Annotated in this window: 15 protein-coding genes; 7 read left to right on the top strand and 8 right to left on the bottom strand. The window is 63.1% G+C overall.

Features of this window, described 5'->3' with window-relative positions; genetic code table 11:
* Positions 1-183: 183 nt before the first annotated feature.
* The 7 genes from nifJ to dnaX form a co-directional block, all read right to left on the bottom strand.
* On the bottom strand, positions 184-3,723 hold the full coding sequence (gene nifJ / locus ACTQ1S_RS01915) for a pyruvate:ferredoxin (flavodoxin) oxidoreductase (RefSeq protein WP_441546937.1): 3,540 nt from the start codon (positions 3,721-3,723) through the stop codon (positions 184-186).
* 477 nt (positions 3,724-4,200) lie between these two features.
* The gene (locus ACTQ1S_RS01910; RefSeq protein ID WP_441057700.1) at positions 4,201-5,139 is read right to left on the bottom strand and encodes an FHA domain-containing protein; all 939 of its coding nucleotides are present in this window, start codon (positions 5,137-5,139) and stop codon (positions 4,201-4,203) included.
* A gap of 3 nt (positions 5,140-5,142) precedes the next feature.
* On the bottom strand, positions 5,143-6,984 hold the full coding sequence (locus tag ACTQ1S_RS01905) for a serine/threonine protein kinase (protein WP_441537350.1): 1,842 nt from the start codon (positions 6,982-6,984) through the stop codon (positions 5,143-5,145).
* Complete coding sequence (locus ACTQ1S_RS01900; RefSeq protein WP_441083519.1) at positions 6,981-7,883, bottom strand: hypothetical protein; 903 nt, start codon at positions 7,881-7,883, stop codon at positions 6,981-6,983. Before ACTQ1S_RS01900 ends, ACTQ1S_RS01905 begins: the two co-directional genes overlap by 4 nt.
* Positions 7,884-8,126: 243 nt before the next feature.
* On the bottom strand, positions 8,127-8,723 hold the full coding sequence (gene recR, locus ACTQ1S_RS01895) for a recombination mediator RecR (protein ID WP_099432550.1): 597 nt from the start codon (positions 8,721-8,723) through the stop codon (positions 8,127-8,129).
* Between the two features lie 13 nt (positions 8,724-8,736).
* The gene (locus ACTQ1S_RS01890; protein WP_427719331.1) at positions 8,737-9,057 is read right to left on the bottom strand and encodes a YbaB/EbfC family nucleoid-associated protein; all 321 of its coding nucleotides are present in this window, start codon (positions 9,055-9,057) and stop codon (positions 8,737-8,739) included.
* 221 nt (positions 9,058-9,278) lie between these two features.
* The gene (gene dnaX, locus ACTQ1S_RS01885; protein WP_441545569.1) at positions 9,279-11,780 is read right to left on the bottom strand and encodes a DNA polymerase III subunit gamma/tau; all 2,502 of its coding nucleotides are present in this window, start codon (positions 11,778-11,780) and stop codon (positions 9,279-9,281) included.
* Positions 11,781-11,895: 115 nt separating this feature from the next.
* Between dnaX and ACTQ1S_RS01880 the strand changes: the two genes are divergently transcribed.
* The 7 genes from ACTQ1S_RS01880 (at position 11,896) to pknB (ending at position 22,950) form a co-directional block, all read left to right on the top strand.
* Positions 11,896-12,621, top strand: a complete 726-nt coding sequence (locus tag ACTQ1S_RS01880; RefSeq protein WP_441546936.1) for a hypothetical protein — start codon at positions 11,896-11,898, stop codon at positions 12,619-12,621.
* 144 nt (positions 12,622-12,765) lie between these two features.
* A complete protein-coding gene (locus ACTQ1S_RS01875) occupies positions 12,766-14,619 on the top strand; it encodes a serine/threonine-protein kinase (RefSeq protein WP_441546935.1) in 1,854 nt (617 codons plus the stop codon).
* A complete protein-coding gene (locus tag ACTQ1S_RS01870) occupies positions 14,616-15,623 on the top strand; it encodes an FhaA domain-containing protein (RefSeq protein WP_427719325.1) in 1,008 nt (335 codons plus the stop codon). Before ACTQ1S_RS01875 ends, ACTQ1S_RS01870 begins: the two co-directional genes overlap by 4 nt.
* A gap of 6 nt (positions 15,624-15,629) precedes the next feature.
* Positions 15,630-16,046, top strand: a complete 417-nt coding sequence (locus ACTQ1S_RS01865; RefSeq protein WP_055250779.1) for an FHA domain-containing protein — start codon at positions 15,630-15,632, stop codon at positions 16,044-16,046.
* On the top strand, positions 16,043-17,980 hold the full coding sequence (locus ACTQ1S_RS01860) for a Stp1/IreP family PP2C-type Ser/Thr phosphatase (RefSeq protein ID WP_441546934.1): 1,938 nt from the start codon (positions 16,043-16,045) through the stop codon (positions 17,978-17,980). Before ACTQ1S_RS01865 ends, ACTQ1S_RS01860 begins: the two co-directional genes overlap by 4 nt.
* A gap of 16 nt (positions 17,981-17,996) precedes the next feature.
* Positions 17,997-20,867: an FtsW/RodA/SpoVE family cell cycle protein gene (locus ACTQ1S_RS01855; RefSeq protein ID WP_441041749.1), complete on the top strand. Its 2,871-nt coding sequence runs from the start codon at positions 17,997-17,999 to the stop codon at positions 20,865-20,867.
* Between the two features lie 133 nt (positions 20,868-21,000).
* Positions 21,001-22,950, top strand: a complete 1,950-nt coding sequence (gene pknB, locus ACTQ1S_RS01850; protein ID WP_427795137.1) for a Stk1 family PASTA domain-containing Ser/Thr kinase — start codon at positions 21,001-21,003, stop codon at positions 22,948-22,950.
* Positions 22,951-23,545: 595 nt separating this feature from the next.
* Here the strand turns inward: pknB and ACTQ1S_RS01845 are convergent.
* Positions 23,546-24,463: a toll/interleukin-1 receptor domain-containing protein gene (locus tag ACTQ1S_RS01845; RefSeq protein ID WP_441067381.1), complete on the bottom strand. Its 918-nt coding sequence runs from the start codon at positions 24,461-24,463 to the stop codon at positions 23,546-23,548.
* Positions 24,464-24,468 lie beyond the last annotated feature (5 nt).

The following is a 24,468-nucleotide window of genomic DNA, read 5'->3' as shown; positions in this document are numbered from 1 at the left end:
CTCGAAGAGCCCGATCGCCGCCTTCCTGGCCTCGATGTCGTGCTTCACCCTCAAGTCGACACGCATAAAAAGCCTCCCATTTCTCATGTCCAAGAAATGGGAGGCAGTTCAGTGCGCAGCAGGGGTTCTTTCATGTCCGAGGACGTCCGCGAAGGTTAGCCCTCAGATCCTGCGGTGGGAGACCTAGGCCTCGTTGTACACCGTCTTAAGCTTCAGCAGGTGAGCGTAGCGGTCCATAGCGGCCTGCTCGTTCTCCTTGAAGAGCTCCTCGGCGCGCTCGGGGAAGGAGCGCGTCAGCGAAGCGTAACGGGCCTCGTTCATCAGGAACTCCTGATAGCCGCCCGCGGGCTCCTTGGAATCGAGCGAGAACTTCTTGCCGGCAGCAGCCTCGGGGTTGAAGCGGAAGAGGTTCCAGTAACCGCACTCGACAGCCTTCTTCATCTCGGCCTGGCAGTTCTGCATGCCGCCCTTCTTGATGGAGTGCATCTCGCAGGGGCTGTAGCCGATGATGAGGGACGGGCCGTCGTAGGCCTCGGCCTCGTGGATGGCCTTGAGAGTCTGAGCCGGGTTGGCGCCCATGGCGACCTGCGCCACGTAGACGTAACCATAGCTCATAGCGATCTCGGCCAGAGACTTCTTCTTGGTCACCTTGCCGGCAGCGGCGAACTGAGCAACCTGGCCCAGGTTCGAAGCCTTGGAGGCCTGACCGCCGGTGTTGGAGTAGACCTCGGTGTCGAAGACGAAGACGTTGACGTTGTGGCCAGAAGCCAGGACGTGGTCCAGACCACCGAAGCCGATGTCGTAGGCCCAACCGTCGCCACCGAAGATCCAGAAGGACTTCTTGGTGAGGTAAGCCTTGTCGGCGAGGATCGCCTTGGAAGCGTCGCAGCCGCACTTCTCGAGCTCGGCAACGTAGGCGGCAGCAGCAGTCTTGGAGGCCTCGACGTCGTTGACGGAGTCGATCCAAGCCTGACCGGCGGCCTTGAGCTCGTCGGACGGACCGTCAGCGGCGATGAGCTCCTGGGTGGCGGCGATCAGCTTATTCTGGACGGCCTCGTAACCGATGGCCATGCCCAGACCGTGCTCAGCATTGTCCTCGAACAGGGAGTTGTTCCACGCCGGGCCGTGACCGTCCTTGTCCTTGCAGTAAGGAGCGGTGGCAGCGGGGTTGCCCCAAATGGAGGAGCAGCCGGTGGCGTTGGAGATGAACATGCGGTCGCCGGCGACCTGGGTCACCAGACGTGCATAAGCGGTCTCGGCGCAGCCGGCGCAGGAGCCGGAGAACTCCAGGTAGGGCTGCTTAAACTGGCTGCCCTTGACGTTGGCCGCGATGAGCTCCTTCTTCTCGGAGACGTTCTTGACCATGTAGTCCCAAACGGGCTGCTGATCCATCTCCTGCTCGGTGGGAGCCATCTCGAGGGCGCCCTTGGGGCAGACCTTGACGCAGTTGGTGCAGCCCATGCAGTCGAGCGGGGACACGGCCATGGTGAACTTCATGCCCTTGGCCTTGGGACCCATGGCGTCGAGCGTACGGGTAGCCTCGGGCGCGGCGGCAGCCTCGTCCTCGGTCATCGCGAACGGACGGATGGTGGCATGCGGGCACACATAGGCGCACTGGTTGCACTGGATGCACTTGGTCTCGTCCCAGTGAGGAACGACCACGGCGACGCCGCGCTTCTCGTATGCGGAGGCGCCCAGCTCAAACTGACCGTCGGCACAATCGACAAAGGCAGAAACGGGCAGGCTGTCGCCATCCATGCGATCGATGGGCTCGAGCAGGTTCTTGACCTGCTGGGCGATAGCGGACTTGGTCTCCTCGGAAAGCTCGACAGGAGCGGCGTCCTCGGCGGTAGCCCAGTCGGCCGGAACCTCGAACTTACGGAAGGCGGTAGCGCCGGCATCGATGGCCTTGTGGTTGGCGTCGACGATGGCCTGGCCCTTCTTCATGTAGGACTTGGTAGCCGCGTCCTTCATGTACTGCAGGGCGTCCTCGGCGGGCAGGACCTTGGCCAGCGCGAAGAAGGCGGACTGGAGTACCGTGTTGGTGCGCTTGCCCATGCCAACCTTGGCGGCCAGGTCGATAGCGTCGATCAGGTAGACGTTGACGTTGTTGTTCGCGATGTAGCGCTTGGCCACGGCGGGCATGTGCTCGGCGAACTCCTCATCGCTCCACTGGCAGTTGACCAGGAAGGTGCCGCCCGGCTTGACGTCGCGGACCATCTTGAAGCCCTTGACGATGTAGCTGGGGTTGTGGCAAGCGACAAAGTCGGCCTTGGTCACGTAGTACGGCGAGCGGATCGGGGAATCACCAAAGCGCAGATGCGAGACGGTGACGCCGCCGGTCTTCTTGGAGTCGTACTGGAAGTAGGCCTGGACGTACTTGTCGGTGTGGTCGCCGATGATCTTGATCGAGTTCTTGTTGGCGCCGACGGTACCGTCGCCACCCAGACCCCAGAACTTGCACTCGATGGTTCCGGGAGCTGCGGTGTTGGGCGCATCCTCGGCCTCGGGCAGGCTCAGGTTGGTCACGTCATCGACAATGCCGATGGTGAACTCGCGCTTGGGCTCGTCCTTCTTGAGCTCCTCGAAGACGGCAAACGCGGACGCGGGAGGCGTGTCCTTGCTGCCCAGGCCGTAACGGCCGCCGACGACCTTGATACCCGTCTTGCCGGCCTCGTAGAGAGCGGAGACGACGTCCTGGTAGAGCGGCTCGCCGATGGAACCCGGCTCCTTGGTGCGGTCCATGACGGCGATCTTCTGGACGGTCTCGGGGAGAACGTCCACGAAGTGCTTGATGGAGAACGGACGGAACAGGCGAACCTTGACCAGGCCGACCTTCTCACCGTGAGCGTTGAGGTAGTCGATGACTTCCTCGAGCACGTCGCAGAAGGAGCCCATGCACACGACGACGCGATCGGCATCGGGAGCGCCGTAGTAGTTGAACAGGCCGTAATCGGTGCCGAGCTTCTCGTTGATCTTCTTCATGTAGCCCTCGACGACGGCAGGGAGCTCGTCGTAGACCTTGTTGCAGGCCTCGCGGTTCTGGAAGAAGATGTCGCCGTTCTCATGGCTGCCGCGGGTGTGCGGGTGCTCAGGGTTGAGCGCGTGGTCGCGGAAAGCCTGGACGGCGTCCATGTCGCACATCTCGGCAAGATCCTTGTAGTCCCACATGGCGACCTTCTGGATCTCGTGGCTGGTGCGGAAGCCGTCGAAGAAGTTGAGGAACGGGGTCTTACCCTCGATGGCGGCAAGGTGAGCCACCGGCGAGAGGTCCATGACCTCCTGGACGTTGCCCTCGGCGAGCATGGCGAAACCGGTCTGGCGGCAGGCCATGACGTCGGAGTGATCGCCAAAGATGTTCAGGGCGTGGGAAGCGACGCAACGCGCGGAGACGTGGAAGACGCCCGGGAGCTGCTCGCCCGCGATCTTGTACATGTTCGGGATCATCAGGAGCAGGCCCTGAGAAGCCGTGTAGGTGGTGGTCAGAGCACCGGCACCCAGCGAACCGTGAACGGTACCGGCTGCACCCGCCTCGGACTCCATCTCGACGACCTTGACCGGGGTGCCAAAGATGTTCTTGCGACCCTGGGCCGCCCACTGGTCGACATGGTCGGCCATCGGGCTGGACGGCGTAATGGGATAAATTCCCGCTACCTCGGTGTACGCATACGAAACATATGCGGCCGCCTCGTTGCCGTCCATAGACTTAAACTTACGCGCCATATACCCCTCTCCTCTCATATAGGTATACAGGCCCCGGCGATTACCGGGATGTTGGCGTGATGGGATTTTCGCTGTTGCTTCCAGTCATCTGACAGGCGGACTCAGCAGCAGGTACATGGCGTGGAGAGAAGGCATGCCGAGGCGAGGAGGGCTGCACGCGCCCCACAGGCCCAGCTACCCGTCTTGCACATGATCGAGCGCCGCAAAGGCCGCATGCCGGATGCTCCCGGGCACGCCCCGGTGATGGGAAGCGCCCGCAACGGAAATCCGCATGCGGGTTTATTGTACCCCGCCGTCAAGTGTAATTTCGACAAATATAGGCGGGCGGTAAAGGTTTACCCCGAGCGACCATCAAGGGCAAAAATAATCCTTCCGTCACCGAGGGACCAAATGGCAGTTGCGGTGAAATAGGGACTGTTTTTGCCGGCCGTAGCCTTAAACAGTCCCTATTTCACCGCAACTTATTTGGGAGATGAGTCAGAGGGCGCCGAGGAGGATGGCGTAGGTTGTGGATTCTCCGAGCCTGAGCTCGTCACCGGGGTTCAGCTGAGCGGAGCGGCCGGGCTCGACCTGGGTGCAGACGTTCGTCGCGCCGTTTACCACCACAGTTCCGTTGGTGGACGACAGGTCCTCGACGTACCAGACATTTTGGTCATCGCACCACACGTGGGCATGGCGAGCCGAAACGTCATCGCCCACATCGGTGATATCGCCCTCCCCCGTCGCCAGCGCGCCGATCTCGACGCCCTCCTCACTCGGCTGAATCCAGCGCGGGGCGCTCACCACGTAGCCGTTTTGCACGCGCAGCAGTCCCAACGGGTGCGCAGGCGCCGCCTCGTGCTCGCCCGTGACCGTCGAGGTGCTCAGCGAGCGCGGCGTCGACGTGGCGCCGCCACAGGTCGCATGAGCGTAGTCGAGGGCATAGGTCACCGACGAGCGGACATCTGCCGAGCAGCCCACGGCGACAAACAGCACCAGGATGGCCTCGGCGCGCTCGGCGGGCATGAGCTCAGCCGCCTGCGACAGGCGCTCGAGCGCATTGCGATAGAGATTCGTGTCCTGATGGCATTCCTCGAGTGCCCGCACCATGGGCTCGCCAGCGGGGCCGCACACCATGTTGGTCACGGCCGCGGCGTCCATGGGATTGCGGCGGCGCAGGGCCAGCTGCGACATAATGCGCGCGGCCGAGGTGCCGTAATCGGCAAAATAACGTTCCTGCAGCGTGCCGACCGGCGCGCGCACGATAAAGCGCGAAACCCAAGAGCGATCGGCAGCACGGCTCTGCGGACTACGGCCGTCGACGAGCGGGCGGCTCGAGAGCACCAGGCCGCACAGTTCGATATGGCTCAGGTGCGCTGCGCGCTTAAAGATGTCAAACATTGCCCCGCACGGGGTGAGCTCAGCTTGAGAAGCCATGGCTTAGCCCTCCTTGGTCGCAGAGATAGTGTCGGATACTTCGGCCGGCCCGCCAAAGGCGCGAGCAGCCGCGGCTCCGCCGGCAAGCGGCGTCGCCATGGAAATTTTCGCACGTCGCGCTGACACGACGGGAAGCTCAAAGGCAAACCCCATCGCCAGCAAAAACCACGTGAGCGCATAGGTTGCAATTAAGGCGGCAACGAAGCCGCTCGCTACGGCGCGTTGGGAAAACACGGTGCATGCAACCGCGATCAGCACCGGAACCTCGCAGGCAGAAAGCGCCAGTACGCCTTGCAGGAACCCCGTGCGACGATCGTGTGCCATGGCGCCGGCAGCGATGCCCACCATGCTCGGCGGTGCCAACGCCAGTGCGGCGATAATGGCCGGCAGCTTCCCGGACCACATAAGCGGTCCTACGACGAGCGTCACATGGGCGCCCGACGCCAACAGCGCAGCTGATACCACGACCACAGCCCAAAGCACGCCGCATACCGCCGTCGCACCAACCATCGCCGCACGCCGGGCCGTGTGCCCCGATACCTCCATCGGGCACGGCATGAGCGGCTCGGCGCGAAGCGAGCGGGCGACATTTTGCGCATAGTGGTCGCAAAATGCCGAGAGCGCCGCCTCCACCGCAGCCGGCTCGGGACGATCTTCCTGATGGCAGGACAGGCAGGCCATGACCACGTCGAACAACTGGGCATCGACAAACGCCAGCGCATCGCGCAGATCCTCGGAATTTGGATCGAGTCCGAGCTGCTGAGCCTGTTCGGCCGCGGCAAGTGCCACATCGGGCTCGCGTCGCAGCAGTTGCGTCAAGTCGCAGCCGGGCGCGTGGGCGCCAACGGGATAATCGGGCAGCGTATCCATCTTGAGGCGATAAGGGCTGGCGATATCGCACGTCTTTTTGCGCGAGCCCGAAGTACCCGACGCACCCGGCGCCACTTCGTACGGCGCGACACCGGCGATGAGCTCGTAGACCGTACTCGCCGCTGCATACACATCGATTGCCGGCGACATGCGAAGCATGCGCAGGTCGGGGATATCGTCGGTGAGCATCTCGGGCGGGGCGTAGGCCACCGTCGCGCGGCGCAACGTGGCATAGCGCTCGGTAAACGACGCCTTGCCGCCGGTGCCGGCCACCGCAGAGGCGGGCTCGAGCGCCAGCGAAGAGCCAAAGTCGATCAAGCACAGGTCGAAGGTGCCTTCGGCAAGCTGTCGGTCGAGCGGCAGGCGCGCCGTGCGCACCATAATATTAGCGGGCGAGATATCGCGATGGACGAACCCCTCGCCTACCAAGCTCATGCGGCAGAGCAGATCGAACAGGTCGCGACCCAGGCGCGCCGCCACGAGCGGCGACAGACGCCCGGCCTCGTCCACGGCAAGGCGCGAGCGCAGGCGAGCGAGCGTCTCGCCCTCGACCCACTCCATGACAATCGCGGGCACGCCGTCAACCTCGCCCCATCCATACAGGCGGGGAAAGCCTCTAAGGCCCGAAAGGGCGCGATGGCATTCGTATTCCTCGCGAAACGCCGCCTTGAACTTGGTGACCAGCGCCTCGTGGGCGACATCGTCATCAAATTCGTCGCGCGTTGGCAAGATGAGCTGCTTGAGTGCCACGGCCTCGCCCTGCGCGTTGACGGCACGCGTCACACGGCCGATACCGCCGCGGCGCATGGTGGCGTCATCGGCAAACAGCATCGTAAAACGGCGCAGGTAGGCGGGAAGCTCGTCCGGGCCCAGCGCAATGGCGGGCTCAAACCCTCCAACGCGCGCCAGGCGCAGGCCCACCATAGGGTCACGGCTGAGCGACTGGGTTGCCACAGAAGCAAGGCTATTCGTCATAGGGCGATCGCCGCCACTTTGGTATTGAAGTTGTTGAGCGCGACGTCGTCATCGCCATAATGCCCCACCCATTGGCACAGATTGGTGTAGCAACCCCATAGGTTGGCGTATTGCTGATACCACTTTGACTTGGGAGAAAACGTTTGCCGGCCAAACTCGGCACGGATGACAAACATATCGTTGGTCAGGCTATCGCACGGTCCGGTATCGCCCGTAGCGTTATAGGTCGAAACCACGCTGTTGGCGCGGGCGACATAGCCATCGAGCATGTTGTATTTGGTCACGAGCCAGCTGTGAATACTCTCCTCCTCGGCAGCCGAGAGACCACCCGAGCCCGTGTCGCCGCCGGCACCGCCGTCCGTCGAGCCATCACTCGAAGATCCACCGCCAGAGGCGGAGCCCGAACCGGAACCGCCGCCCGACGAATCGGAGCTGGAGCCAGACGAACCCGAACCGCCGGGCTGGCCTGCCTGTTGGGCGTCCTGCCCCTTCTGCTGCTCGGCCTTATTGACGACAGAAGCCACACTGTTGTTGGAAAGCTTCGTAATGACCTTGGTGTTGGTGAGCACGATGGTCTTGCCGTTTGCCAGCGTAACCTCGTTGTCCGATGTTTCTGGACTGTCCGCATCGTCGCCACCGAACACAACATGCGAGACCACGCTCGCCCACGCATATCCGGTTGTCGTTCCCAAGTCGCTTTTGGCCTTGCGCCCAATATGCAGCTCGCGCTCAGCATGCGCCTGTACCATGGACGGCACCGTCATGCCATAAGCCGAAACACCGGCTATGACCAGCACGAGCGAGCAAGACAGCAGCACGTACGCCCGAGGCGCCAGGCCCAGCCGGCGTCGAATGCGCACCGCGGCGCCATGCTTTGTCTGAGTGCTAGCGGGCCGCATGCGTTCTCCTCCAACAAAAACACGCCGCTTAAAAGCGGCGCATTCTTTCATATCCACATTTGAGTGTATCAGCGAACCCAAAAGGTTGTGCAACGAATGGGCAAATACGAGGTGCGAGTGGACCCATCCACGCGATAAGCGGATGAAAAGCAGGTTTGTTGTACAACAAATGCATGAACGCGTGCCCAATTATGAGCGCCCCGTGCGGCAGGCCGACGGGACATGCCGCGGAGCTGACGCCGCCTAGATCGCACGACGGGCCTCGATAGCACGGCCGAGCGTAAGCTCGTCAGCATACTCCAGGTCGCCTCCCACGGGCAGGCCGCTCGCCAGACGCGACACCTCGACGCCCAGAGGCTTGATGGTGCGGGCAAGGTAGCTCGCCGTGGTCTCGCCCTCAATGTTGGGGTTGGTGGCGATAATGACCTCGTGGATGTCCTCGTGGCCCAAGCGCGCCAGCAACTCGCGGATGTGCAGCTGCTCGGGGCCGATCTTGTCCATGGGGCTGATCACGCCGCCCAGCACGTGGTAGAGGCCGTGGTAGCTGCCCGTGCGCTCAATCGCCTGGACATCGCGCGGCTCACCCACCACGCAGATGCGGGTGGTGTCGCGCATCGAGTCTTGGCAGATGGAGCACTCGTCAGCGGTGGCGTAATTAAAGCAGCGGCTGCAAAAATGCACTTCCTGCTTAACCTCTAGAATGGCCTCGGCCAGGCGGCGCGCCTCCTCGGCGTCGGCCTCGAGCAGGTAGTAGGCGATGCGCTGGGCCGATTTGGGGCCAATGCCCGGCAGACGGCCCAGCTCATCGAGCAGTTTTTGCAGACTATGGTTGGCACTCATATATGTGCGCGTCTTAGAACGGCATGCCCGGGATGTTGAGGCCGCCGGCGATGGCGCCCATCTGCTTGTTGGCGAGCTCGTTGACGCCGCGGACGGCCTCGTTGACGGCAGCCATAATCATGTCCTGCAGCATATCGACGTCCTCGGGATCGAGCGCATCGGGGTCGATGGTGAGGTTGACGAGCTCCATCTCGCCGTTAACGGTCACCTTGACCATGCCGCCGCCGGCAGAAGCGTCGACGGTCTGGGACTTGAGGTTCTCCTGCGCGGCGGCAAGCTGCTCCTGCATCTTGCGGGCCTGCTTCATCATCTGCTGCATGTTCATACCGGCCATGATGGCTCCTTTACGTGTGGTCGCGCGACAAGCTGCAAGGGCAGCCGGGCACGGCGGGACTTTCAAACTCAAAAATCGTACCACGGCGCGGGGCATACGAGCGGGGCGGTCGCGCTAACTCAGTCGATGTACATGTCCTCTAGCGTGACGCGCCGCCCAAGACTATGCAAGGTCGAATTATGCAAGGTCGCACAACTCGGCGTATATACCCGCCCGCATAGTTACTCCACCGGCTTGAAGATGGTGGACTGGCCAAAGACACTACGTATGAGGGCTTTGGCCTCGTCCTCGGTCTGCGGGATGCCCGGGGCTGCGCCCTGGTGACCGAAAGGACTGCCAGCACCGGGGCTGGACTCCCAAGGGGCAGCGAGGGCGTCGTCACTTGCAGGAGCGGACGTCGCAGCCGCGGGAGCTGCGGCCGAAGCGGCAGGGCTGGGCGCAGGCGCCGCGGCAGGCACGTCGAACGGAGGAAGATCTTCTCCGCTCGCATCGCCGGCGAAGCCGCCGACCATGGCGTCGTCGTAGGGTACCTGCTCGGATTCCCATGGCGCAGCCTGCACAGACGGCTGAATCTTGGGAGCAGACGCGCACTCGGGCGCTCGGGGCGCGGGCTCGGTCGGGAGCTTGCCCGTGGCAGGAGCACCGGCAGGGTTGTCGGAGCGCAGCCAGGGGGCCTTGGCCAGGTCGGATGACTTGGGTGCAGGCGCGGCAGCGGGCTTGGACGCGGGGATCGGAGCAGCCGGTTTGGGCACGGCGGGTTCAGTCACCGACGGGATCGGTGCCGCTACCGGTGCCGCTTTTGGCTGCGTCGCGCTGGCGCTCGAGGATGCAGGGGCCGCCGAGGACACGGGTTGCGGGTCCGCAGATGCCGCAGCCCGTACAGATGGAGAATGCTCCTCATGTTGAGGAGCCGGCCTGACACCCCCATCCAGGACATAGTCGACGGTGCGACGACCGAAGACCGCACTGACTGTCGGCAAAAACACCGCCTGTGTATCAGCACGCCCGAGCATCTTGATAGCAAATGCCGTAGGGAACGAGACCGTGAGCTTAGAACCATCGTCTGCCGTAGCGCGAGCGTTCAACAGGAGTGCCGCATAAGAAGGTTGTTGGGCCTTGACGCGCTCGACGACCTCGACCCATTTGCGCTGGAGCTCGCCGGCATCCTCGACCGCAGGGGTCTCGGCGGCGCCGGCGGCAGCAACCTGAGCGGCAGTGTTGGGCTGGGGCTTAGGCGCCGGCGCAGCGGCAGGTACGGGAGCCGAAGCGGCGGTGGGCTGGGGCATCGGAGCCGGGGCAGGCCGAGGCGCAGGCGCCGCAGGCTTGGAAGCTGACACGGACGCAGGCTGCGTCGCCGGAGCGGCGGCGCCGCGATCCCAAGGCATGCCGCCCTGGCGCGCGGGCGTAGCAGTGGGAGCGGTGGATGCCACAGGGGCAGCAGCTCGGGCACCCGAGATCAGCGTCGGTTGTTGTGTCGCCACAGGTGCAGCCGCGACAGCCGCAGGCGCAGCACCAGCAGCAGCCACGCTCGCCGGCACCGCGGCGTTGGCGACCATGGCCTCCAAGCGTGCCACGCGCTCGGCCAGGGCCTCAATGGTCAGATCGGCCTCGGGACGTGCCAGGCGCGTGCAGGCGATCTCGAGCACCAGGCGCACGTCGCTCGCACCCCTCATCTCCAACGCGGCATCGTCGAGCACTGTCAGCACGCGGGCCAGACGGTCGGCCGGATGCCCGCCAAAGGCAGCGGCCTCGGCAGCAAGCGCCTCGGCCTGCTCGGCCCCGCCCTCAAACAGCTCGGCACGGGTACCGGCAACGCAGGCCACATACACGTCGCGCACGTGCGCCACCAGGTCGCGCGTCAGCTCAAGCAAGTCATTGCCCTCCTCGACCTGTGCGCGAATGAGCCCATAGAGTTCAGCAATATCACGCTCGGCGATGGCGCGGGCAAACTCGCCCAGGATCTGGTCCGAAACCTCGCCCAAAAGCGAGCGGGCATCGTCCGCATGCACGGCGCCGTTGCCAAAAACGCTCAGCTGCTCCAGCGTGGAAAGCGCGTCGCGCATGCCGCCCTTGGCATGGCGCGCCACGATGGCCAGCGCCTCGTCGTCGTAATCGAAGCCCTCCTGCTCGCACACGTAGGACAGGCGATGCTCGATATCCTCGTTGCCGATGCGGTGGAAATCGAAGCGCTGGCAGCGCGAGAGGATGGTCTCCAGAATCTTTTGCGGATCGGTGGTGCACAACACAAAGATCACGTGCGCCGGCGGCTCCTCGAGCGTCTTGAGCAGCGCGTTAAACGCCGCCGTCGTGAGCATATGGACCTCGTCGATGATATAGATCTTGTACTTGCCACGCACCGGGGCAAAGTTAACGGAGTTGATGATCTCCTCGCGCACATTGTCCACGCCCGTACGGCTTGCGGCATCGAGCTCGTAGACATCGGGGTGGTTGCCCTCGGCGATGAGCTCGCACTCTTCGCAAGTGCCGTCGGGCATGCAGCCGCTTGCGCCCTCGGCGCGCGCCGCCTCGGCATTGCGGCATAGCAGCGCCTTGGCCAGAATGCGCGCCATGGTGGTCTTGCCCGTGCCGCGCGGTCCGCAGAACAGGTACGCGTGGGACAGGCGTCCCTCGGTGATGGCGTGCTCGAGCGTCGAGACGATATGCTGCTGGCCCACCACGGAGTCGAAGGTGAGCGGGCGATACTTTCGGTACAACGATTCCATGGGTGCTCCCCCGGGTATACTGAGTTTTGTTGCCGCGACGGCCATGCGGTCGCACGGCATACTGCACTCATAATAACCCGTACGGCGAGCCCGCCGCGATAGGAGTCCAAAGAGCATGGCAGACGCAGAGAGCAACCTCGTTCCCTCCGAAGTAGCCGACCAGGTCGAGGTCGCGCTCGAGAAACAGGCAGCAGCCGACGACGGCATCCTGTACCTCAACGAGTATCAGTACGAAAACGACCTCGTCACCGACTTCGCCCGCTTGGTCGCCTCGCCCAGGCGTCGCGGCTCGCTGTATGTCGCCGCGGCAATTGCCGCGCTGCTCGGCATCGGCATGTTGGTGGCCGGCGGCAACTGGATCAAGTTTGGCGTCGTCCTGATCGTGTTCGGCGCCTTTTTGGCCTGGTGGAGCAAAAACCTGCACCACACGCTCGCCCGCGACTTTATCGACGCCGTCGAGGCCGACAAGTCCATGGGTGGCCGCTATCGCCGCGTCGCCGCCAACGAGGACGGCTTGATGGTTTGGGGCAAGAGCGGCAAGTCGCAGTTCTTCCCGTTTGAGAAGCTCGACCACGTACTCGACGGCGAGCGCATCTTTGTTGCCATGTTCGCAGACCAGGGCGTGACGATCCCCAAGGACACCTTTGTTCGCGGCGATGCCGAGCAGTTTGGCTCCTTCCTTAAGGCGCGCATCAACAAAAAGCTCCGCATCGAGACCAAGAAGAAGAAAATGAAGGCCGAGAAGGCTGCAGCCGAGGCCAAGCAGGGAGACAAGGCAAACAAGCCCCAGGACAACAAGGGCAAGCAGTGCAAGCAGAAGAAGGGCAAGAAGAAGCGCTAAGGCCAAGTCAGACAGGCAGCCTCGCATCCCGCTATCCTCCCCATGCACCAGAGCGTGCTACACTAGCAGCATCTATGCCACCGCGAATGGCTCGGCTCCGCGCCCGCCGCTCGCAAACGAACTTTAAACGCACGAGGGTTGGCCATGCCGCTTTTCTCGCAACATACCGCCCGGTTCTCGCCGGACGTCCCTTTGGAGGGCACCAGCTCTCGCGAGCTGCTCAAGCGGTACCAGCCGCTCGAGACGCTTGCGACCGGCGGTTTTGGCTCCATCGAGATTTGCCGCGACACGCACCTGCGCCGTCGCGTGGCCATTAAGCGCATCCCTCTTATCAACGGCTCCGGCATGCCCGCCAGCGACATCATGGATGTACTGCGCGAGGCACATACCGCCGCCATGCTTCAACATCCCAATATCGTGCAGGTTATCGACTTTACGCATGACACCGCCTATGCCTACCTGGTCATGGAGTATGTCGACGGCATGTCGCTGGCCGAGTTTTTGCATCGCGTGGACGGCCACTCGCTCACCTTTGACGAGGCAGCGACCATTGCCGACGCGTTGGGTCAGGCGCTCACCTTTGCCCATGCAAACGGCGTGCTTCATCTGGACATAAAGCCCGCCAATGTGCTCATTGACCACTCGGGCAATGTAAAGCTCACCGACTTTGGCATGGCGCGGCTGTCATCTGCCGGCGGCTTTGGCGGATCGCGCGGCGGCACCATCGGCTACATGCCGCCCGAACAGCTCGATATCGAGACCGGCACGGTCGACGAGCGCGCCGATGTCTTTGCCCTTGCCTGCGTGATCTACGAGGGCCTGTGCGGCAGCGCCCCCTTTATGGCGGCAACGCCTGCCGACTCGCTCGACCGCATCATCGGCGGCGCCACCTACCCCAGCGAGCTGATCCCGCACTTTCCCCCGGGGGCCGAGGCAGCGCTCATGAGCGCCCTCTCCCCTATGCCGCAAGACCGCCCCGATAGCATCGAGGCATTCTGCGACCAACTCCTTGCCGGCTTGGGGAGCGTGCGCGAAGGCCGTCGCAGCTTGGAGCAGATGGTAAGCGAGCTTTCGGACGACGAGCACGCAGCAGACGATATGGAGTCGCTGCCTTACGAGGATAACGCCATCGAGGTCGACCCCGCGCTTGGTTGGGCGGGCACGCGCTGGAGCTGCGCGCGCGATTACACCATGCGCGGTATCTCGGCACTAACGTGTGCAACCTTCAGCTTTTTGCTTATGCAGACAGCGGGCGTCGCGGCGCTTCCCGGGCTGGTCGCCGCGGCCATCGCTATTGGCGCGGCGGCAGGCTTGGCACCGCAGATCGGCTCGGCTATCTCGGCCGTGGGCTTTTTGGTGCTCATGGCCAACGCCACCATGCAGGCGCAGGGCATCCTGTCGATGCTGCCGGTCGCGGTCATTTTTGCCGCCGCCATGTCCGGATGGTGGATTGCCTGGGGACGCACCGAAGCGGCCGCGAGCGCGGCACTCACCTGCGCGCTTGCGCTAGGTTGTCTAACCGGCGACGCCATCCTTGCCGCCGGGGCCGCCGCGGGCTTCGCGGCGTTTTGGCTCGGCCCGGCAAGCGCCGCTGCCGCCACGGGTATAGGCGCGCTTTTTGCCCGCCTGGCCGCAGCTGCCCTCCCTACGGGAGGCGTGCTGGGGCTTGGCAATGTCGCCGCAGCGCTGGGCGACGCGTTCCTCTGGGCCGCCTTCGCACTGATCGCAGCAGCAGCCGCGGCAACGTCGCTGCTGCTCAATGCCCATGCCAAGCACGCCGAGCAGGGGTCAAACCTCGCCGCCATCGTCGCAATTGCCGTCGCCGGTATCGGCTCGGCCGTATCGTTTTGTCTTGCACACCATATGGAAATTGCCAGCCTTGCGGGCACGGTCGTCGCCAAGGCGGCGGTTGCGGGAATCCTATCCTCTATAATCGTTGGGATATGCCTGTATTTGCTCGGATACCAAAGAACCTATACGGAGAGTGATCTTTCGTGAACTTCCTGAACATCTTCGAGGACCACGTGGCCGGCATCTTCGGTGCCACCCGTGCCCCGTTCTCCTTTAAGAAGCTTGCCAAGCAGGCTGCTCGCGACATGGAGGATCAAACTCTGGTGATCAACGGCGTCAACACCGCGCCGGCGCTCTATACCATCCTGATCGCCACCGATGACGATCCCATGCTTGCCCCGTTCTATCCCGAGCTTTCGCGCGAGGTGCGCGAGTTTGTGAAGGCGCAGGCCGAAAAACGCCGCTACGTCTTTGTCGGCGAGCCCCTTGTTCGCTTTATGATCGACCCTCAGCTGCGCGCCGGCAAGTTCTCGGTCTTTGCCGAGAACGTCGACGCTCCCACGCTCGGCCGTCTGTACGAGGAAGAGCGCGCCTATCAAAATGGCCTGGGACAGAACAGCTCGGCCACAAGCCGTGCCGCAAGCGCCCCCCGCGCCGGTCAGCAGCAGTTTGCATCGCCGCAGCAACACCCGGCCGCCATGCCCCAGCAGCAGCCGACACCCCGCGCTGCCACTCCCGACCCGCTCGCTGTGGCCGACCCCTTTGCACCCAATGTCCCCGATCCCGCAGCCCCCATCCCTGTGCCGCAAACCGTCTCGCGCGACGCACTTGCCGGTATGGGCGGAGCGGCTGCCACTGGCGCCGCCGTGGGCCTTGGCGCTGCGACCAGCATCGCCTCCAACATGGCAAGCCCCCGCGCCCCGCAGCGTCCGCTCGCCCAACTCGTCGACGTCGTGAGCGGCGAGAGCCACAACATCACCTCCGCGCAGGTGACCATCGGTCGTGAGCGCTCGGTATCCGACATCGCCCTGCGCGACCCCAACGTGTCGCGCCGTCATGCCCAGCTCACCTTTACCGGCTCTGACTGGTCGATCGAGGACCTCAACTCCACCAACGGCACGCTCGTCAACAACCGCCGCATCACGCGCTGCCCGCTGCGCAACGGCGATCTGCTAACGTTTGGCCTGAGCACCTTTGAATTTAGGGGTTAATCGCTTATGAACATCGATATCGTCCTTTTTGCAGGCCGCATCGTACTGGTCGTCTTGCTTTATATCTTCTTGTTCGCCGTCATGAAGACCGGCGTGGGGCTCGTGCGCGGCCAGCGCCGCGACTCTGCCATCTGGACAATCGATGTGGACAAGGGCCCGCGCGGCATTCGCGGTATTCACGTGGATATGCTTGGCCCCGTCATCGTCGGTCGTTCGCCGTCATCTGACATCTGCATCAACGAGCCGTTTGTCTCTGCCTCGCATGCGCGTTTTTCGCTGCAGGGCCCGGCACTTATTATCGAGGACCTCAACTCGCTCAACGGCACCCTTGTTAACGGCCGCCAGCTGGTGGAGCCCGCAACGCTGCGCGAGGGCGACGAAGTCCAGATTGGCGACGTGGTCATGAAGGTGAACCGTCGATGATCGACGAGGAGAACAAGTCCGCAACCATGTCCGAGGCGCTGGCTGCCCCCGCGGCCGTGCCGGCTCATGCCGCCCCGGCGGGCCCTGCGCCCGTGGAGCCCGAGGACACCGTGTTCTCCCTGCCTCTTTCGCATGTAACGCAAGACCATCCGATGCCCATCGATGGCCAGGATGAAGATAATTCCACCGATGCCCCCATCGGCGCGCACGCCGTTGCCGATCAACCTTCGGCACCGGAAGCTACACCTGCGCCGGCCCACTTTGCCGAGTCTGTCGCCGCGGCAATCGATGAGAGCGCCGCGGTGTTTTTGGCCCCCGAGCCCACGGCACCGGTGTTTCCCGTAGTTCCAGCACCCTCCGCAGCGCCCGAGCCCGCATCTACACCGGCACCCGCGGCGGCATCCTCCCCCGCGGCCGCATCGGCGCCCGAGGCCGTGCAGCCTACGGCCGAAGAGATGCCCGTCGCAGCGATGGAGGACGCCTCTCAGCCCCACAGCACGCCCGCGCCCGCACACTTCGCGGCACCCGAGCCCGCAGCCGTCGCCCCGCAAGACGAAGAGCCTGCCGACCACACAACCGAAGTGCCCGCCACGTCTAAAGTCGACGACCCGAGCAACGAGGCCAACGCCGTCTCGCCCGGCGACACGGCCGAGATTGATGTCGCCGCCGTGGAGGCCAAGCTTAAGGACCCTGGTTCGACCATGAGTTTTGAGCCGCTGGCCGACGAGCGCATCGAGACCGATTCGACCTACGATGCCGGCACCACCACGCAACTCATGTGGGGCGCCCGCTCCGATGTTGGCTGCGTGCGTCCGCACAACGAGGACTCCTACCTGGTACAGTCGCCGCTCTTTTGCGTGTGCGACGGCATGGGTGGTCACGCCGCCGGCGAGGTAGCCTCCTCCATCGCGGTCGAGACCATCGCCAAGACGGCGCCACAGGCTGCCGACGCCGCGCGCCTAGCCGCAGCCGTCGAAGCTGCCAACGCCGCCGTCATCGAGGCCGCACTCAACGGCCTGGGCAAGCCCGGTATGGGCTGCACGGCAACCTGCGCCTATATCGAAAACGACATGCTCGCCATCGCCCACGTGGGCGACTCGCGCGCCTACCTGCTCCACGAGGGCACGCTCATCCGCGTGACCCGCGACCACTCCTATGTGGAGGAGCTCGTGGACGCTGGCGAAATTACGGCCGACGAGGCGCGCGTCCATCCCAACCGCTCGGTTATCACGCGTGCGCTGGGTTCGGACCCCGCCATGTATGCCGACCACTTTACCCTGCACATCGAAGAGGGCGACCGCCTGATCCTGTGCTCGGACGGCCTTTCGAGCATGATTCCCGATAGCGAAATCGAAAACATCGCCACGCAATCGTCTACGGCGCAGATTTGCGTCGACAACCTGGTGGACGCCGCGCTCGCTGCCGGCGGCCACGACAACGTGACGGTAGTCGTTGTGGACCTGGTCGACGACGGCGTCATGCGCGAGGCAAAGCGTGTTCGCCGCCGCAACGTCACCATTGCCGCCATCCTGGGCATCGCTTTTGTGCTGGCGGCAACCATCTGGGCCTACGCGGGCGTCACCGGCTCGTATTACCTGGGCACCTACAAGGACACCGTCGCGGTCTACCGGGGCATTCCCGGCAAGCCGCTCGGCCTTAAGCTGCACTGGCTCGAGAGCACGACCGCCATCAAGCTATCCGACCTACCCGAAGACACGCAGAATCGTCTGAAAGCAGGCATTCCGCAAACGAGTGTCGACGACGCGCAGGACACTATCTCCAAGTACCGTCATCAGATCGATGAGGAACAGACCCGCCAGGTGATCGACGCGCAAACGATTCGCGACAACACCGACCAGGAATCGACTTCCAAATCGAATTCCGAAAAAACCGCCGAACAGTCCGCCGAGGCCGAAGCCTCCGATAAGAATTAGAAAGGGAGTGCCGCTTATGAGTCGCCGCAACACCGAAATGCTCTTGCTCATCGCCTCGGCGTTCCCCGTCATCCTGCTGTATGCGATGTACGTGCTCACCGCAGGCGCTTCCATCTCGTTTGAAACGCTCGCCGTGCCGATCGGTCTTTTTGCCGCCTTCGCCGCGGCGCATATCGCCGTGCGCATCCTGGCGCCCGGTGCCGATCCGGCCATCCTGCCCATCGTCTTTGTGCTTTCGGGTATCGGCATCACGTTCGTAACGCGTCTGGCACCCGCCCTCGCCATCTCGCAGCTCGTCATTCTGTTTGTCTCGGTGGCACTGATGGTGGGCACGCTCGCGATGATCAAGAATCTCGATGTGGTCATGCGCTACAAGTACACCTTTGGCATCATCGGCATCATCTTGCTGATGCTGCCCATCTTTATCGGCACCACCATCTCGGGCTCCAAGCTGTGGATTCGCATCGCCGGCTTCACCATCCAGCCCGGCGAGTTCGCCAAGATTTTTATCGTATTGTTCTTGGCCGGATACCTAGCCGAGAACCGCGAGCTACTCTCCATCTCCAATCGCAAGATCTTGGGCCTCAAGGTCCCGCGCCTGCGCCTGCTGCTACCGCTGTTCGCTGTGTGGGGTGTATGCCTTCTGGTCGTTGTCTTCGAGCGCGACTTGGGCTCCGCCGTGCTGTTCTACACCATCTTCTTGCTGATGCTCTACGTCGCCACGGGACGTTTCTCGTATGTCGTCATCGGCCTTGCGCTTTTGGCAGTGGGTGCCGTGGGCGCCTACAAGTTCCTGTCGCATGTCCAGGTACGTTTCCAGATCTGGGCCGACCCCTTTAAGGATGCCCAGGGCCAGGGCTACCAGATTGTGCAATCCCTTTTCTCGTTGGCTGACGGCGGTCTTATCGGCGTTGGCATCGGTAATGGCATGGCCAATAACATCCCCGTCGTCGAGTCCGACTTCATTTTCTCGGCCATCGGCGAGGAAATGGGCCTTTTGGGCGGCGGCGCCGTACTCGTCCTGTTTATGCTCTTTGCCGTGCGAGGCCTGACCACGGCCGCCCGCGCTAAGTCTGACCTTGCCGCATTTAGCGCCACGGGCCTCACGGCCGCCATTAGCTTCCAGGCCTTCTTGATCGTTGGCGGCGTTACCCGCCTGATTCCGCTGACCGGCGTCACCCTGCCCTTTATGAGCCAGGGCGGCTCCTCGCTGCTGGCGAGCTTTATCATTGTCGCGCTTTTGCTGCGCGCCGGCGATGAGGCCACCGGTCGCGAGGCCGAGCTCACCGGCACCGGCACCATGGCCGCCATCACTGACGACCAGGTCGCTTCTGCCGCGGCGCATGCCGGCACGCGCTTCGCTTCTTCGTCTTCCTACGGCCGTGGCAGCCACTCCACCGGCTCGCGCATGCGTCGTCGCCTGCTCGATACGCCCGAATCTGGCGTGCTCGGCCGCGTGGCGCTCGCTAACCGCCTAACCCGCGCGGTATTTGCCTTTACGGCCCTGTTCGCCATCCTCATCGGCAACCTCACCTATGTCCAGGTCATCAAGGCCAAGGATTACCAGGATATGCCGACCAACAATCACACCATCGCCCGTTCCAAGTACATCCAGCGCGGCTCCATCATCACGTCCGACGGCGTGACGCTGGCCGAATCGCTGCAACAGGAGGACGGCACCTACGTACGCTCCTACCCTAACGGCAACCTGGCCGCCCATGTGGTTGGCTATGTGAGCCAGCAGTACGGCACCGCCGGTATCGAGAGCGTGATGAACGACACGCTCACCGGTTCCAAGGATTACTCCAGCTGGAACAACGCCATCGCGTCGCTCGCGGGCCAAAACCAGCCGGGCAACACCGCCAAACTCACCATCGACTCCCGCATCCAGACGGCTGCCGAACAGGCTCTCAAGGGCTTTAAGGGCGCCGTTGTGGTCATGGACCCGCGCACTGGCGCGGTGCTCGCATGTGCCAGCTCGCCCACCTACGACAACACCAACATCGACGCCCTGCTGCAATCGGGTGGCGGTGAGGACGGTTCTATGTACGACCGCGCCATGGACGCCCTCTATACTCCGGGCTCCACGTTTAAGGTCGTCACGCTTTCGGCGGCGCTCGAGTCCGGTGCAGCGACGCTCGACACCACCTATAGCGCTCCGGCCGAGATGGAGATCGGCGGCGCTGCCGTCACCAATGCCGACGACATCGGCTACGGCACCATCTCGCTCCGCCGCGCGTTTGCCGTGTCGTCCAACGTCGCCTACGGCCAGCTGGCCCGCGACCTCGGCGCCGAGACGCTCGTCAACCAGGCGAACGCCTTTGGGTTTGGCCAGTCGCTCGGCCAAGACTTCTCCACCACGCCCTCCATCATGCCCGACCCGTCGGTGATGACGGAATGGGAGCTCGCCTGGGCCGGCGCCGGCCAGCCCGTCGGCATGGACCACACGCCGGGTCCGCAGACCACCGTCATGCAGAACGCCGTTATCGCGGCGGCCATCGCCAACAGCGGCGTCGTCATGGACCCGTTCTTCGTTGCCCAGGTGCTCGCCCCAGACGGAACCGTGGTCAAGACCACGCAGTCCCGCTCACTGGGCCAGGCCGTCAGCGCCACCACGGCCGAACAGGTCAAACAGGCCATGCTCGACGTCGTTCAATCCGGCACCGGCACCGATGCCCAGATTCCGGGCGTCAAGGTTGCCGGCAAGACCGGCTCTGCCGAGATCGTCGGCACCAAGGTCAACTCGATGTTCGTCGGTTTTGCGCCTTACGATTCACCCACGGTCGCCATCTCGGTAGCCTTGGAGGATTACGACAAGCACGACGTCGAGGCGGCAAAGATCGCCGGCATCGTCCTGACCGCGGCGCTTGCCGCCCAGGGAGCGTGATGCCCGTGATTGATGCGCAAGCATGGGGCGTGCCGCGGCCGATAACACTAGCGGCAATGCGCCACACGGCCCCAGCGGCCTCAAATTTGGTACTACACACATCGTTGAGCGAATAGTCATGTTAGGAGCAGGAATGGAACAGAGGGTCCTCGGGGGAAGATACCTCCTCAAGGATAAGGTAGGGACAGGCGGCATGGCGACCGTCTACCGTGCACAGGACCAGGTCCTCGACCGCACGGTAGCTATCAAAATCATGCTGCCGCAATATGCCGGCGACGCCACCTTTGCTGCACGCTTTAAGCAGGAGGCCCAGGCAGCCGCCGGCCTCTCCTCCCCCTATATCGTCGGCGTCTACGATTGGGGCAAGGACGGCGACACCTATTACATCGTCATGGAATACCTGCGCGGCACCGACCTTAAGAGCGGCATCAAGAGCCACGGCGCCCTTGATCCCAAAAAGGTCGCTCAGATCGGCTCGCAGATCAGCTCCGCACTTTCGGTCGCCCACAAGCACGAGATCATCCACCGCGATATTAAGCCGCAGAACATCATGGTGCTGCCCGACGGCAACATCAAGGTCATGGACTTTGGCATCGCGCGCGCCAAGAACAGCCACCTTACGCAGGACAACAACGTTTTGGGCACCGCCCACTACGTAAGCCCCGAGCAGACCCGCGGGCAGGATCTAGGCCCCACCTCGGACATTTACTCGCTGGGCGTCGTGATGTACGAGTGCGCCACCGGCCGCGTGCCTTTCGACGGCGACGATGCCATCTCGGTCGCACTCAAGCAGGTCAACGAGCTGCCCGTGCCGCCGAGCCAGATCAACTCCGGTGTCGATGCCGATCTTGAGCGCATTATCCTCAAGTGCATGGAAAAAGATCCGGCTAACCGTTTCCAGACGGCCGACGAGCTGCGTCAGGTGCTCAACAGCTACCTGTCTGGTCGCGCCGTCAACGTGCCGGAGCCTACGCGCGTTATCGGCGCCGTTGGCGACCTGGGTGCCACCAAGACCCGAGAGCTATCCGACCAGACGCGCGCCATGGTACGCCCCGTCTCGGGCGTGAGCGGACAAAATAACGCTCGCAGCTCCGTCTCGGGTTCAACCGGCTCTTACGCCACCGAGCAGCCCAAATCCAACAAGAACAAGATCATCGCCGCCGTAGTTGCTGCGGTAGCCGTAATCGGCGTCATCGTGGCCTTTGCCACCGGACTCTTTGGCGGCGAGCAGGTCCCGGTTCCCGATGTGTTGGGTAAGGACCAGGAGACCGCCGTCGAACTGATTAAGGATGCCGGCCTTGACGTCGGAACCATTGACCAGAGCTACAACGACGACGTCGACGAGGGAAAGGTTGTCGAGCAGACTCCTAACGGTCACACCAAGAAGCCCAAGGGCACCAAGGTGAATCTGGTAATCTCCAAGGGTCCCAAGCCCTCCGAGAAGGTTGATGTCCCGCAGCTCGTTGGTCTGACCAAGGACCAGGCAGAGGCGGCGCTGGCAAGCGTCGGCCTTAAGGGCAATGCCACCGAGGAAGCCAACGAGGCCGAAAAGGGCGAAGTCTTTGAACAGGGCACCGATGCGGGCAAGGAAGTCGAGAAGGGCACGACCATTTCGTACAAAGTCTCGAGTGGACCCGACACCACCTCCGTTCCCGATCTGACCGACATGACCGAGGCTCAGGCACGCAACGCCCTCGATATGGCCGGCTTCGGCGTCGATGTGACCTACCAGGAGAACGATTCCGTCACCGAGGGCACCGTCATTAGCTGGAACCCCAGCGGTAAGCAAAAGCCCGGCGCCACGATTACCGTCGTCATCGCCAAGAAGTCCGGCAAGGCAAACGTTCCGGGCAACCTGTACGGCAAGAGTATCTCCTCCGCCGTCACCGCGCTCAACAACGCCGGATTCTACAACATCGCATTCTGCGATCAGAACGGCAACCCCGTGAGTGGTAACGAAAACGCCACCGTGACGGGCGTCTCCCCCACTGGCAAGCAGTCCACCGACAGCACGATCACGCTGACGGTTTCGATTTCTGGCTCTGGCACCGATTCAGGCGACGATTCCGGCACGACCAACTAGTCATCGAGACATTGCCCACAGCAGCTGATGCCACAAACATATTCGCTCACAGGCGCCCGCTTGCTCCCCCAGCAAGCGGGCGCTTTCTTTATCCGAAGCAGTGAAAACTACGGTATGCCTTTAAACCAGAAGAGCCCGGTACCGCAGTGGTACCGGGCTCGATATTGCTCTGGTGCCCCCAGGCGGATTCGAAAACTCCCCCGCGGGGAAATCGGTGACGCGGGTGTCGACGGCCCGAATCCGGCGAGCGCGACATGGCCTGCAGGGGACTGACCGAGCACTCGGAGAGCGCCGGTTGAGCCGACGCCGAGAAGACGCGATCGACAGGGGGCGTCGCACGACGGCGCTCGGCGACCCGGCGCGAGAGGCCCCCGCCCGGCGACCACGGAGGAGCGATGGCGACTACTGGAAGCCATCGAGCGAAGCCGCTCGGCGAACGGGGCCGGTGTGAGCGGAGGCGGACGAAACGCGGCCCCGGGGAGCGTTGCCAGGGAGCCGCAGCGAGAGCGGCGCCATGCGTCGCGGGCCCCGCCCATAAGCGGGACCCATCAGCCGCGAGGCCAATTGTTATGGCGGTCCTACGATGGAAGCCGGTCTAGAAGTCTATCGTCCCCGCAACGTCCTCGACGTTCTTTCGATAGGCTGACCGAGCAGCCTCTTCGCGAGCTTGGCGTTTCCGTTCCCTCTCAAGATATTCGGCCTCAAGTTTGTTAGCTTCTTCCACGCACAAGACGAGGGTGTCACGGTGATAGTCCCTAACTTCTTCGACGGTGGTCCCATTAAGGATTATTTCGTCGCCGACGACCGATGCGATATGGGGCCTATGCATGGTGGTAAATCTTGGCGGCAAGTCCCAGGACTTCAAGAAGAGCTCGCGCCACAGAGAGCTGGGGCGTCTCGACAATCGGAATGGCACTTCGTACAGGGCACTCCCCCTCGTTCCATCGTTCCTCGGTTCTCCCACCTCATCGACCACAATACCGACAATTCTGATGGGCTCAGAGCCCTCGCCCTCTTCTTCGCGTTTTTTCGAAGATGTCTGAGCGATGCGGCGCTTGGGCGCAACCGACGGCTTCTTCTTGACCCCATAAAGGGTCGCAAGCAAATCGTTATAGCCACGAGACTCGACTCCATCGCCCAAGTCGACCGCCAATTTCCCCTTGAGGAAGGTCGGGAGACATTCCTCGACGCCCCCTTCCTTTATTACCGGGATAAACTTCCTCTCATTATGCCCAGAGAACAGTTCTCCGCTGATGATATGGCCCTCGTATCCAACCCCACCGATTCTCGCATCGGCCTTCTGCTTATATGCTGGGGTGCAGACAATAAGAACATAGTCCGATGATCTGACCGACTGCTCCATGAACTGAGGCAACCTGTCACCCAGTTCGAGATCATATTGGTCCAGGACTGCATCGATCCCGTCCGACAGAAGGCGGTTGGCCAGCGCCTTTACCCATTCGAGGTGTTCTTCGCTTTCCCATGCGTAGGATATGAAAACCTTAGTCAACATGACCC

It is taken from the genome of Collinsella sp. LCP21S3_D3 (assembly GCF_052118305.1).
In the GTDB taxonomy this organism is placed as follows: domain Bacteria; phylum Actinomycetota; class Coriobacteriia; order Coriobacteriales; family Coriobacteriaceae; genus Collinsella.
Note: the sequence above shows the minus strand (reverse complement) of the source record. Positions and strands in the feature narration are given on the sequence as shown.